General features: G+C 32.0%; 14 protein-coding genes. 13 read left to right on the top strand and 1 reads right to left on the bottom strand.

Going from position 1 to position 12,702, the window contains the following annotated elements:
* Positions 1-178: 178 nt before the first annotated feature.
* On the bottom strand, positions 179-790 hold the full coding sequence (locus BR73_RS28035) for a helix-turn-helix transcriptional regulator (RefSeq protein ID WP_051685604.1): 612 nt from the start codon (positions 788-790) through the stop codon (positions 179-181).
* 169 nt (positions 791-959) lie between these two features.
* On the opposite strand from BR73_RS28035, the gene BR73_RS0126275 reads away from it, so the two are divergent.
* From BR73_RS0126275 to BR73_RS0126225, 13 genes are all read left to right on the top strand, one after another.
* Positions 960-1,208: a hypothetical protein gene (locus BR73_RS0126275; RefSeq protein WP_033168693.1), complete on the top strand. Its 249-nt coding sequence runs from the start codon at positions 960-962 to the stop codon at positions 1,206-1,208.
* Positions 1,209-1,783: 575 nt separating this feature from the next.
* Entirely contained in the window at positions 1,784-3,424 is a 1,641-nt protein-coding gene (locus BR73_RS0126270) for an AAA family ATPase (RefSeq protein ID WP_033168999.1), read from the top strand.
* Positions 3,421-4,542, top strand: a complete 1,122-nt coding sequence (locus BR73_RS0126265) for a UvrD-helicase domain-containing protein (RefSeq protein WP_033168692.1) — start codon at positions 3,421-3,423, stop codon at positions 4,540-4,542. The genes BR73_RS0126270 and BR73_RS0126265 overlap by 4 nt, the downstream gene beginning before the upstream one ends.
* Before the next feature lie 5 nt (positions 4,543-4,547).
* Positions 4,548-6,002, top strand: coding sequence for an RNA-binding domain-containing protein (locus BR73_RS0126260; protein ID WP_051685603.1), 1,455 nt, complete (start codon positions 4,548-4,550; stop codon positions 6,000-6,002).
* Positions 6,003-6,020: 18 nt separating this feature from the next.
* On the top strand, positions 6,021-7,076 hold the full coding sequence (locus BR73_RS0126255) for a radical SAM protein (protein WP_051685602.1): 1,056 nt from the start codon (positions 6,021-6,023) through the stop codon (positions 7,074-7,076).
* 17 nt (positions 7,077-7,093) lie between these two features.
* Positions 7,094-7,900: an endonuclease/exonuclease/phosphatase family protein gene (locus BR73_RS28030; RefSeq protein WP_197032727.1), complete on the top strand. Its 807-nt coding sequence runs from the start codon at positions 7,094-7,096 to the stop codon at positions 7,898-7,900.
* Entirely contained in the window at positions 7,887-9,209 is a 1,323-nt protein-coding gene (locus BR73_RS0126245) for an HAD-IA family hydrolase (RefSeq protein ID WP_033168691.1), read from the top strand. The genes BR73_RS28030 and BR73_RS0126245 overlap by 14 nt, the downstream gene beginning before the upstream one ends.
* 11 nt (positions 9,210-9,220) lie before the next feature.
* The gene (tmk, locus tag BR73_RS28025) at positions 9,221-9,817 is read left to right on the top strand and encodes a dTMP kinase (RefSeq protein WP_051685600.1); all 597 of its coding nucleotides are present in this window, start codon (positions 9,221-9,223) and stop codon (positions 9,815-9,817) included.
* A gap of 816 nt (positions 9,818-10,633) precedes the next feature.
* Positions 10,634-10,798 (top strand): hypothetical protein, encoded by a 165-nt coding sequence (locus BR73_RS29840; protein ID WP_347463664.1) that lies wholly within the window; start codon positions 10,634-10,636, stop codon positions 10,796-10,798.
* 58 nt (positions 10,799-10,856) lie between these two features.
* The gene (locus BR73_RS0126235) at positions 10,857-11,312 is read left to right on the top strand and encodes a GNAT family N-acetyltransferase (protein ID WP_033168690.1); all 456 of its coding nucleotides are present in this window, start codon (positions 10,857-10,859) and stop codon (positions 11,310-11,312) included.
* Between the two features lie 271 nt (positions 11,313-11,583).
* The gene (locus BR73_RS0126230) at positions 11,584-12,210 is read left to right on the top strand and encodes a DUF1349 domain-containing protein (protein ID WP_033168689.1); all 627 of its coding nucleotides are present in this window, start codon (positions 11,584-11,586) and stop codon (positions 12,208-12,210) included.
* Positions 12,211-12,224: 14 nt separating this feature from the next.
* Positions 12,225-12,374 (top strand): hypothetical protein, encoded by a 150-nt coding sequence (locus tag BR73_RS28995; RefSeq protein WP_156034959.1) that lies wholly within the window; start codon positions 12,225-12,227, stop codon positions 12,372-12,374.
* A 70-nt stretch (positions 12,375-12,444) separates the two neighbouring features.
* Entirely contained in the window at positions 12,445-12,687 is a 243-nt protein-coding gene (locus tag BR73_RS0126225; RefSeq protein WP_033168688.1) for a hypothetical protein, read from the top strand.
* Positions 12,688-12,702: the final 15 nt, after the last annotated feature.

Raw genomic sequence — 12,702 nt, 5'->3', positions numbered from 1 at the left:
TCCTAGAATTTGATATTCTTGCACCACCTTTCCTGTTTTCTCATTTAAATGCCATCCAGCAGTTACTCTTGCTGCATATGGCTTTCGTCGCTTGCCAGAGAGTTTTACAACGCCTCCATAGCCATTTGGTAATCTCATATCACTCATTCCTTTCTGAAAAATATTTATTATGAAAGAGTTAGAAACTCAATTCATCAAGATAACGTGTAGTCTCGGAAGTAAGTGATTTCCCTTCTTCTTTTTCTTTTATCTGTTGTTTTACATCTGCTAATGCTCGAACGATTCCTAGTAAATAAGCATCTTCAATATCTGGAACAGATAAGTAGGAAGTGCCAATATGAATGCCTGGTTGTGGTAATGGCTCATCTTTCTCATATATCAATTTCTCATTCGATTCAATGAACAAATAATTTTGAATACGCTCCATTAAAAAATTCATTTCTATTAGGGTGCTTAAGGTATCCAAATATTTTTTAGAATTAGCGTTGGTATCATATTGGTTTGCATAGCGTTGCAGTATAGCGATTGCATTATCGTGTAGTCGTGTTATTTCTTTTGCTTCATGCAGTTCTGGTTTGGGAGTTTTACTTTTCCCAAGAAGAAAGTCGTAAGAGCAATCTAGGGCTTCTGCCATTAGTTCCAGCGTATCAATGGAATAAAAGACCTTACCAGACATGTACTTTTTCAAGCTTGAAAGGCCAATCCCTGTTTTTGAAGCGAATTCTTCCTGTGTCATTCCCATTTCTTTAATTCTATCTTTTAAAATGGTTCCAATATTATCTATATCCATTGCATAACCTCCCAAGTGGAAATATTGGTTCTAAAATTACATCGAACATATGTTTATAATAATTCATAGAATGTGATACGTCAATAAGAAATTAAAAGCTAGAGATAGCGAAAATATAAATCTACAAATGGGATTTGAAAGAAATCTCAGAAAGGGAAGGAGGAATTGAATGGGAGAAGTCAAATATGAAGTAGAACTACCACCATTCACAGGTAGAAATGTTCCAATCAGTGAGATTGCAAGAGCTACGGGAAAAGAAGCTCAGTATATCCGAGTTGGATTACAAAGAGGAATCTTAAAATTTGGACATGCAATCAAGATGAAAGACTCATCTGAATACAGTTACTTCTGTCCAGACAAAAAGGTTTGGGAAGAAACAGGATACTTTAGATACGAGCCGAACACAGTAGCAGGGTGATGAATATCACCCTGAAATTCTGTTAGGGTTGATCTCAGAAATGATGTAAAAAAGTTTGTCAGTCCACGGCAAGATACGCAATAGAGACGTCGCCGTCCTATTGCATCTTGTCAGGGGTTAAAATCCCCTGAAACCCCTAAAATATTTCAGATGGATACACTTTTTGTAGCCAATACCACGAGTTGGCAGTACTTTTTATAACCAAATCGGTAAAATGGCTGTACCGATTGTAGCCAGAATATTTATTGATGGAATGAAATATTCGAGGATTATAGCTGTTGGCTACACTTTCTATAGCCAAAATGGGTATTTGGCTGTACTAATTGAAGCCAGTGGCTGTAAAAAATGTAGCCATATTTTGAAGTTAAATATTAAAATAAATCCTAGCTAAACGGAATGATAAACATAAGGATGTAAAATTTTGTTGTATCTTAAAAGTGATTTGATATAATAGAACTATAAGCGTTTTTGTGTGAAAAAAATTCCATATACATAAATCGAATGAATACGTTGTGCTTGTATGATATAAGAAGAAAAACTGAACAATGTTGGCAAAAAAATGGGGAGATAAGGTTATGTATATTAGCAAAATAAAAATTATTAATTTCAAGTGCTATAAGGGCACATTTGAATTGGACTTGAATCAAGGACTAAATATATTGGTTGGTGATAATGAAGCGGGAAAATCGACCATTTTGGAAGCGATTAACCTTTCTTTGACGGGGATGCTAAACGGGAAAAGCATATGGAATGAATTATCTCAATATTTATTTAATAGAGATGTGGTCAATGAGTATATCGGTGGAATAAGTAGCGGTGTTACACCAGAACTTCCATATATTTTATTCGAAATATATTTAGGTGGAAATGATACACCGTTATTACAGGGGAATGATAATACAGACAAGGATAATAATGCACAAGGATTCTATTTGAAAATTGCATTTAATGATAAATATTCGGACGAGTATGAGGCATTAGTTAAGTCAAATGGGGTAAAGAGTTTACCAATTGAATATTATGATATTGTATGGACAACATTTGCAAGGGACATAATTACGACTAGAAGTATACCGTATAAGTCATCTCTTATTGATTCGTCGAATTGCAGATGCCAAAGTGGAACAGATCTGTATTTGTCGAGAATCATTAAAGGAAATTTGGAAACAGAAGATATTACATCTATTGCACAGGCACATAGAAAGATGAGAGATAGTTTTATGGAAGATGAATCCATAAAAGAAATAAATCAAAAAATAAATCAAAATACAAGTTTATCCAATAAAAAGATTGAGCTGTCAGTTGAATTAGTTACTAAGAATGCGTGGGAGAGTAGTTTGGTAACACAGATGGATGATATACCATTTAATTATATTGGAAAAGGGGAGCAGTGCGTTGTAAAAACTGAACTTGCATTGTGTAGAAAGTCATCCCAGAATGCAGGAATAATATTACTTGAAGAACCGGAGAACCATCTCTCACACACACGGCTAAATCAACTAATAAAGTGTATATCTGATAAATATGCAGATAGACAACTGCTGATTTCGACACACAATAGTTTTGTTGCGAATAAGCTAGGTATGGAAAACTTAATTTTGCTGGATAATACCAATGTTGTAAGATTTGCTGGAATAAATAAAGATACACAAAAATTCTTCAGTAAAGTTGCGGGTTATGATACGTTAAGGCTGATTTTGTGTAAGAAAGCCATTTTAGTTGAAGGTGATTCGGATGAACTGGTTATTCAAAAAGCTTATATGAATAGAAATAATGGTAAATTACCTATACAAGATGGAATTGAAGTCATTTCAGTAGGGACGTCATTTCTTAGATTTTTAGATATTGCAGATAAACTAAAAAAGAATGTTGTAGTTGTAACAGACAATGATGGAGATGTTGCTGCTCTAGAAAAAAAATATGAAGAGTATCTGGGGCAAAAAACCAAAACATATGTAAAAATATGTTTTGATAGAGATGTCGATGCAGGAACTTTAAAAATAGGTGAAAGCAGTTATAATTACAATACGTTAGAGCCAAAAATGTTAAAAGTGAATGGGTTAAAAAACTTAAATAAGTTATTTGCAACGGCGTATACAACGGAAGATGATTTGCGAAAATACATGAAACATAATAAAACAGAGTGTGCGTTGAAAATATTTGAAACAGAAGATGATATTATGTTTCCTGAATATGTACTGGAGGCAATAGAATGAGTAATAAATTAATTATTGCTGGTGCTGGTTCAGGAAAAACAACATATTTAGTTAAGCGTGCACTAGAAATAAAAGAACCGATTTTGATTACAACATTTACAATTGCAAACGAACAAGAAATAAGAAAAAAATTTCGAAAACTTAATGGATGTGTTCCGGGAAATGTAACAATCCAGACTTGGTATTCCTTTTTATTACAGCATGGTGTTCGTCCTTTTCAAGCAGTGCTAACATCCAAAAAAATTAATGGAATGATTTTAGTTAGCAGTAGATCAGGATTAAAGTTTTACACAAAAAATAGACAACCAGTATATTTTTCGGAAGAAAAAGAATTTGATAAGTTTTACTTTACATCAGAATATAAAATGTATTCAGATAAAATAGCGAAGTTTGCCACTCGGTGTAATGAGGAAACAGAGGGACTTGTAATCCAACGAATAGCAAAGATTTACGATTATATTTTTATTGATGAAATACAGGACTTAGCAGGGTATGATTTAGAACTCGTAAAAATGTTATTAGAAAGTTCTAGTAACATTTTAATGGTAGGAGATCCAAGGCAAGTAACCTATCATACGCACGACGAGGCTAAATATAAAAAATATAACAATGGGAACATTGAAGAATTTATTTTAAAAGAATGCAAAAAGATCGCATGTGAAATTGATAAAACTACTTTATGCGACTCTTATAGAAATAATCAAATTATATGTGACTATGCAAATTTAATTTATCCAGATTATAAACCGTGTGGTACAAAACAAAGTAATGTTACAAACCATGATGGCGTGTTCTTGATAAAGAAGTCTGATATTGATGATTATCTAAAAGAATATAACCCTATTCAATTAAGAGATTCTAGAAGGACAGAAGTTAATAATGATTACAGTGTAATAAACATGGGTGAGTCTAAGGGATTGACATTTGAACGTGTTTTAATTTATCCAACCAAACCAATATTAGATTGGATGAAAGATCATTCAAAGACTTTAAAGGATCAGAGTCAATCAAAGTTTTATGTGGCAGTAACAAGGGCAAAGCATAGTGTGGCGATTGTATGTGATTTTACCAGTAAGTCTACATATCCAGATATTCAAAAGTATATTAAAGAAGGCTAGATAAAATGAGAGGGGTGAATACACGGAAACTAGGAATGGAAACAGAAACCTTAGAATTCAAAAAATCTACAGGAGAAATGAAAGAAGCTATGATTTTGATTGTAGCCATTTTAAATAAACATCAATACGGAGAACTTTATTTTGGGGTGTTACCAGATGGAACTCCAATAGGTCAAATCATAAATGAAAAAACATTAAGAGATGTCAGTAATGCTATTAAGAATCATATTGAGCCAAAGATATATCCAGAAATCAAGATTGTATATTTGAATGATAGACCTTGTATTCATGTGAAATTTGAAGGAACAGAAGTTCCATATTACGCTTATGGACAAGTGAAGATAAGAGTGGCAGATGAAGATTTACCAATGTCTCCACAGGAAATAGAAAATAGATATAAGCAGAAAAATGATAGTGCGAACCTATGGGAAAATAGTCTTTCTGAATGGAAAGTTCAGAATGCAAAAGACGATATTTTAGAAGCCTATATAGATAAAGCTTATAGTGTTAAAAGAATTGATTTTGAATATTCGGACAAGAAAACAGTCCTTAATAAATTGTTTTTAACCAAGGAAGATACTTTGTTAAATGCTGGAGCAGTGTTGTTCTGTGATACAAACCTGTGTGAGCTTCAAATGGCAATATTTTCAACAGAAGAAAGATTAACATTTAATGATATTCAACGCTATCATGGAACCGTATTCGAACTTGTTGATTTGGCGGAAAAATACATTGTAAATAACATTCATTGGCGTGTCGAATTTGATGGTTCAATACAGAGAAAAGAAATTCCAGAAGTTCCGACTTCAGCAATTAGAGAGGCACTAATTAATTCTTTTTGTCATAAAGACTATAATGCAAGGCAATGTAATGAAGTTGCCATTTATAAAAATAGGATTGAAATATATAATCCAGGGGCATTCCCAACAGGTTATGTGCCAGAGGATTTTATTGAAAATGAAGAGCGTCCAGTGAGAAGGAAACCATTAATTACCAGTATCATATATTATTCAAAAGATGTGGAAAGCTTTGGTTCGGGTTTAAAACGAATTACATTTGCATGCAAAGAAGCTGGTGTAAAAGTAGAATTTAAACTTATGAAATCAGGTTTTGTCGTTGTGTTTTATCGAAGAAATTCTGATGACGGTGTTGGTAAAGATACTATAAAATCAACACAAAATGGCGATAAAGTGTTGATAAGTGATGATAAAGCAATGAAAAGTGTTGATTCTTTGCGTGAAAAGTACGGAAAAGGTGTTGAATTATCGGAAAAAGAAATTCGTATTATTGAATATCTTGGTAGGAATGAGTTTATCACAAATGGAATTGCAAGAGATCTACTTCAGATTGGAACCACTGCGGCTAGAAATTATTTGAATGGACTGGTTGAAAAAGATATTTTGATGGCAAGTGGTGAGCATAGAGGTAGGAGATATGTGCTAAAAATAAAATACAGATAGACAATTAGGAGGGAGAGTATGGAGAAGATTGATTTATACAATCCTAAAGAAGCATCAGCGTGTTTTTTTAGGACAACTATTAAAGAGCCGTACAAGAAAAGTTTGTTGCAAATTACTGAAAAATGCAATTTGCGTTGCAATCATTGTTTTCTTTCTGCTGAATATGAAGGCAATCAAATGCCGTATGAAAGTATAACAAATATGGTAATACCATATTTTAAAAAAAATAATATTATCAAGGTAACATTAACAGGGGGAGAACCTTTAGTTCATGAAAAAATTTATGATATAATTGAAGCTTTTGATCAAAATAAAATATCTGTAACGGTATGTTCAAATGGTAGCTTGCTTGACGCTACCATCATAAAGAGAATAAAGAAGCATGAAAATGTCAAATTTAATATTAGCCTTGATGGGTTTTCTAATGCCTCACATGGAGGTTTTAGAAATAGCCCAATCCCAAGTTTATTTGACATGGTCAAACAAAATATAATGTTTTTAAGCGAAAATAATTTATTAAACGGAATATTGGTTACTCCAAATAAGTTTTCTTCGATTGAAGAATATGTAGAACTTTGTAAATTTGCAAAATCGATTCATGCTAAATATGTATTAATGAATCCCTTATCTCAATATGGGCGCGGAGAAATGTCAAAGAATTTAGCATTTAGTCAACAAGAACTTAATGAATTGAGAAATAGAACCAAAGATTTTATCGATGATATGTTCGATATTGTATACATCAGATTTCCTAATGAACATAAACCTTTGAGTAAATGTAATTATGGAAAAGTGTTATATGTTTTTACAGATGGGAACATTGCAATATGCCCATATATGGTGTTTGGAGCTAATAACATGGAAAGCAAATATAAACCAGAAGACTTTTATCTCGGTAACATATTAGAAAAACCAGAAAATTTAGATAAATTACTGAAAAACTATCAGTTGCCTAGAAAGGAAAGTATAAGAATAAATTGTAGTAAGGAATGCAGCAGAGGGTGTATAGCAGCAAAAATCGGAGAGGGACGATATATTGAAGAATGTGATTTTGAACTTTGTCCCCAAAAATAAATTTAAAGGATATTATAGTGGAAAAAATTAAATTATTAACATTAAACATTGGGAATCCATCTTACGAAAGAGTCCAGAAACAAATACAGTGGATTGAAAATAGAGAAGAGGATGTTTTTATCTTAACTGAAACAAAAAACAGTGTTGGATGTAATTATATGGAACAATACTTTTTGGGAAAGATGGATACAAATTCAAAAAAACAGAAGTATTATGTGTCTTTTCCGAAAAGTATAACAAGGGATCTTGGTGTAATGATTATTAGCAAATGGCCACTTGCAAATGCTAATTTTTTGTTTGATCAGAATATTGAGTATTATGGAAGAGCTATTGATATAGAAGTAGAACATCCTATCAGAAAAATAAGAGTTGTTGGTCTATATGTACCTTCTAGAGATAGGTCTGAAAGAAAGATTTTGAGAAAAAAATTTTTTTTAGAAGAAGTAGTTGATTATCTATCTGAGAATTCTTCTGCTGTTGATGTAGTGTGTGGAGATTTCAATATATTAGAAAGAAATCATAATCCACACTACTCGACATTTTTTTCGTGGGAATACGATTTTTATGATAAGTTATTTGATTTAGGATATTGTGACATATATAGAAAACTTAATCCACAGAAGAGTGAATACAGTTGGGTAGGAAGAACTAAAAAGGGGTATAGGTATGATCATATGTTTATATCAAATAAGATTATTTGTCGGAATGTGAATTGCAATTACTTGCATGAAACGAGAAGTGATGAAAATAAATTCACAGATCATTCAGCAATGAAACTGGATGTTGGCTTTTATGAAGAAGGAGCTTACAATGAAAAAAATTAGTGGATTGTTCGATTTGTTTATATCAATAATATTAACAATAATGTTTTATATATGTGGATGGATTATGCTACCGACAATTTATTCATTTAAACCAAATGAAGAAATAAATAATTTCATATTAAGATTCTTGATCAAACAGTACGAGCAAAATGTTGTTGAGTATATAATTATTGCTGCAATAATTGGTATGATAATTTCGTATATGATATATAAATCGATTGCTAAAATGGTATCTAATAGCACAAATAACATTTTTGACGAACATGGTATCCAAATAAAATTTGATGAATTTTTAAATGATGCATGTGAATTATACATACTAGGAGGAGATATCGATTTTTTACTTAAGTGCAATACACAGTTGGAAAAAATAGAATTATTAGGTGAAAAATGTAAAGTATTATGTAAACAATATGAAAATCATGTTAAGAAAAATGAGTTAAAAAAAATTTATAAAAGGCTATATGACAATAAGGTCAATATTAGGAAATATGATGAAGAATCGGATAAATTTCATAACTTACGTGGACAGATTAAAAGATGCAAAGATGGAACTTATGAGTGTTTGTTAGTTGAAAAAATGGATAAAAAAGGAAAATTTAAAATACTAAATCTAGAAAATCAGTTTGTAATTAATAAATTGATTGAATCATTTGATTTGATTTATAGTAATGCCAGAAATCCTTTAATTTCCGCAGTACTATTTGATATGGGAGGTGTATACTTTGACGGAGACTTTACAAATGATTTTTTAAAGGTTATAAATTCAAAGCTGTCTCAAAATATACAAGCGAACTGGAATCAGAAATTGGTTCTAGATGATAAATTAAATCTGGGTGAGAAAACAATTAATCAATGGGTTGAAGATAAAATAAAAAGGGAATTAACTTACAATGAAAGACATGATATAGAAGAGTTGTGGAAAAATATATGGAAGCCAAATCCACTAATGAAGAAATTAGCTGAAAATTTGAAAGAACATGGATATGAGGTTGGAGTACTTTCGAACATGGATGCAATTAATGGGGGGAATTATAATGAAAAAGGATATTTAAATGTATTCCCACCGAAGAACAGATTTTTATCATATGAATGTAAACTATTAAAACCAGACAAGGAGTTCTTTAAACTTGTTTGTGATAAAATGAAATTTGAACCTTATGAAATTTTGTTTATAGATGATCATGAAAAAAATGTTAAGGTAGCATCGGATTATGGAATATATGCGATTCAATTTTCACTAAATGATGATAAAGAAATTATAAACTTAAAAAATGAGTTAAGAAAACTACGCATTAACTTTGAGTAAAAAGGAGAAATATGGGAAAGTTTATCGCATTTGATGGACCGAATGGCTCTGGAAAATCTACAATCATTCGTGAAGTACAAAGAAAACTTCAAAATTATAATTTAGAGACATACCTTACATCTGAACCAACGAATTCTGAATTGGGTTTATTTACAAGAAAAATTAGTGAGACTATTGATAAAGAATCCTTAGCATGTTTAGTTGCAGCAGATAGATATAATCACATAACAAAAGAAATATTGCCTGAAATCAATAGAAACAAGATAGTACTAAGTGACAGGTATTTTGTGTCATCATTACTTTTGCAAAGATTGGATGGTGTTGATGTCGATTTTATTATTAATTTACATAAAAAAATAGTATTGCCCGATTTATATTGTATTGTTTATGCCGATAGTAGCACGATAGTACAAAGATTAAAAAGTAGAAATAGCTATACACGTTTTGAAACAGAACAAAATGTGATAAAAGAATTACAGTTTTTACAAGAGGCGTTAAGAATTATTAAGGATATGGGTATTAGCGTAATTGAGGTGAATACAGAAGAAGAAATAGAAATCAGTGTTGACAGAATAGTTGAAAATATATTGCAATTAGTAAATTATTGAAGTTAACTATGTGAATTAAAAAGTTGAGATAAGGATAGTCATCAGTAGCCTTGAGTAATACACCCATAAGTAACACTACCACTTAAAACCCTAGTATCTAAGCCACTTAAAGCCCTACATTCTCTTTTCAAAGAGATAATCAAGAGAATATTACGAAGAACTTACAAACCTCAGAAACTCAGTGTTTCTGGGGTTTTTCTTTTATCGCGAGTTGTAGTGAGAAGTACTGAAAAGTGGAAAAAGTAGACCGTAAGGAACAAGTAGGTAACAAAAATCTCATTATATTTTATAGATTACTGCTAATAGTACTTCGATATCCAGGTGTGTATATAGATGACGTATAATTAATTTCGTAAATTCATTTAATAAAAATAGACATGGTCTATAGCCGTTTGGTAAAATAAAGTCACCACAACCAATTCTCACAAAGGAGGCTATAGAACATGTCCAATAACATTATACAATTAAGCAGGAACTTATCCATAACGAATTGAAAGAATTAGTATGCAACAGCGTTGAGGAAACCCTTAATGCCTTTTCGGTAAGTGAAATAGCTCTGGAGTGTCCTGCGATAATTTTTATCCTTGTTGGGTTATATCAAACAGCGGAGGATGGATCCTATACAGGCGTATCTCGGTGGTGGAATGGGCATGAACAGAGCAAATGAAGCAAGAAATATGACTAAGCGATTAAGTGCCTTGGCGGGGAAATGCAAATGTGCCATTGTCCTTATAGGGCATGAATAAAGATTCAGATAATAAAGCCGCTTACAGAGGGATGGGATTGATTAATTTCTAAGCGGTAGCAAGAAGTGTTTTGTTAGTAGGAAGAATCGAGGGTGAGCCAAACTTAAGGACTGTAATACAGATAAAGAATAATCTCGCAGCCTTTGGACATGCCAAGGTATTCGAATTATCAGAAGGCGGATTGGATTGGAAATGTGAGAATGGTGTTGTATTAGTCAATGATGTTACGAAATAATGTTAAAAACAGGAAATTCTAATTTGATGAAATAAGTGACATGAAAGGATAACCAGAAATGAAATTCAAATACAGAAGAATTCAAGATAGTGATGCTCATTTTTTGACTCAAATTTTTTCTAATCCTGAGTATGAATTGTACTTTGTAGAAAATGACACAATAGAAGAAGACTGGATAGAAAGATTTCAATATTATAAAGATATCGAATCAAATATAATTATAGATGGAGCCAAGCCAATAGGATGGATAATGTATAAATTAATAGATAATGTATGTGATTTATATATTGTAGTACTACTCGATAAAGAAAGACATAAAGGTTATGGAAAAGAAATATTTAGTGACTTGTTTGAAGCAAATCCTTGTATTAAAAAGATAAAGTTAGATGTTCAGCAAAGAAATATAAAAGCATGCAAATTCTATCAGAAGTTAGGATTCAGAATTGTATCAGAAGAAAGACAACCTGTACGTGATAGCAGTGAAATGTATTGTAATATGGAATTAGACATTTGATGTTTTTAATTGGTTTCACATGTATATGAACGATTGTTTTGGAATATAATCGAGATTATGAGAGTACTGGTTGGCCGGATCTTAATGAACAGAATGAATGGATGAATAGGTTGGCGTGCATAAAGATGGAACTGGATGGGACAAGGAATCTAGACTTAAATGTAAAGAAGGTGCAAAAAGATGGCTAGGAAAGCCACATATATGATGAGGTGAAATTCTTATTTTCTTAACGATAACAGATTTATATTTCAATGCTGAGAGGGAAAGTTACATGATAAAGAAAACAGAATGGAAATGGACGAGAGAACCTAAAGAATATTCTATTTCAGAAGAACGAATTGAGATCATCACAAATCCACACACAGATTTATGGCAGCGAACATACTATCATTTCAGAAATGATAATGCACCTGTATTACAGATGAAAACAACAGAGAAGTTATTTTCATTCGTTGTAAAGACCGAGTTTGAGAGTAAGATGCGTTTTGATCAATGTGGTATCGTTATGTACCTTGATAATGAAAATTGGCTGAAAGGCTCTATTGAATATGAGAATGAAGAATTTCAGCATCTTGGAAGCGTGGTTACAAATAATGGATATTCAGATTGGGCAACAACTGAGATAGATGCACGAATCAAGTCTATGTGGTACAGATTCAGCAGACGGGAAGATGATTACTGCATTGAATGCTCTGAAGATGGAAAAAAGTATAAACAGATGAGAATCTGTCATATGTATAAAGCTGCTGGCGAAATTCAGTTTGGAATATATGCTTGTAGCCCGGAGGCTTCTTCTTTTAAGGCCACATTTACGAATATGGAAGTTACTGAATGTAAATGGCTGGCACATGATGGCCAGGCACGGATAAATCATAGAAATTCTAATATTAAAGGGTGAGTCGGAGGTTTGAAATGAAGGCTACAGTTGTATTGATTGCGGATGATGAAGTTGAAAACTACGGTAGAAAAATACTTCTTGAAGCTCATCGTATTGGGAAGGTAGGTTTTGAAATGACAAGATTACCATTTCATGTATCTTTAAAACAGCCATTCAAGTCTTGAAGAAATCGAAGGTTTTTTTGATGAGTTTATAGAAAATGTAAGTTCTATCGAATTGAACTTTGAGGAATTAGTGGTATATCCTAATAATGCTATTGGTGGAGAACCATCTGGATGTTTAAGTATTAGAGTTAGAAAAACCATAGAGCTTGACCATATCCAAAAAGATTTATTCGCTAATTTAGAGAATAGATTTGGTCCATGTCCAGCACCGTTTGATGATAATTATATTTTTCATATGACAGTAGCTATTGGTAAAGAGCCCTATGAAAATTACGAAAAGGCATATGATATAGTATGTAAAATAACTATATGAGAGCTTACAAAAAGC

Origin of the sequence: Clostridium sp. KNHs205 (assembly GCF_000702945.1) — a bacterium.
Classification (GTDB): domain Bacteria; phylum Bacillota; class Clostridia; order Lachnospirales; family Lachnospiraceae; genus Anaerocolumna.
This window is presented reverse-complemented; position numbering and strand designations above follow the sequence as displayed.

Coding starts and splice junctions, on each gene's coding strand:
- BR73_RS28035 (WP_051685604.1), bottom strand. CDS start 790: ATGGATATAGATAATATTGGAACCATTTTAAAAGATAGAATTAAAGAA.
- BR73_RS0126275 (WP_033168693.1), top strand. CDS start 960: ATGGGAGAAGTCAAATATGAAGTAGAACTACCACCATTCACAGGTAGA.
- BR73_RS0126270 (WP_033168999.1), top strand. CDS start 1,784: ATGTATATTAGCAAAATAAAAATTATTAATTTCAAGTGCTATAAGGGC.
- BR73_RS0126265 (WP_033168692.1), top strand. CDS start 3,421: ATGAGTAATAAATTAATTATTGCTGGTGCTGGTTCAGGAAAAACAACA.
- BR73_RS0126260 (WP_051685603.1), top strand. CDS start 4,548: ATGAGAGGGGTGAATACACGGAAACTAGGAATGGAAACAGAAACCTTA.
- BR73_RS0126255 (WP_051685602.1), top strand. CDS start 6,021: ATGGAGAAGATTGATTTATACAATCCTAAAGAAGCATCAGCGTGTTTT.
- BR73_RS0126245 (WP_033168691.1), top strand. CDS start 7,887: ATGAAAAAAATTAGTGGATTGTTCGATTTGTTTATATCAATAATATTA.
- tmk (WP_051685600.1), top strand. CDS start 9,221: ATGGGAAAGTTTATCGCATTTGATGGACCGAATGGCTCTGGAAAATCT.
- BR73_RS0126235 (WP_033168690.1), top strand. CDS start 10,857: ATGAAATTCAAATACAGAAGAATTCAAGATAGTGATGCTCATTTTTTG.
- BR73_RS0126230 (WP_033168689.1), top strand. CDS start 11,584: ATGATAAAGAAAACAGAATGGAAATGGACGAGAGAACCTAAAGAATAT.
- BR73_RS28995 (WP_156034959.1), top strand. CDS start 12,225: ATGAAGGCTACAGTTGTATTGATTGCGGATGATGAAGTTGAAAACTAC.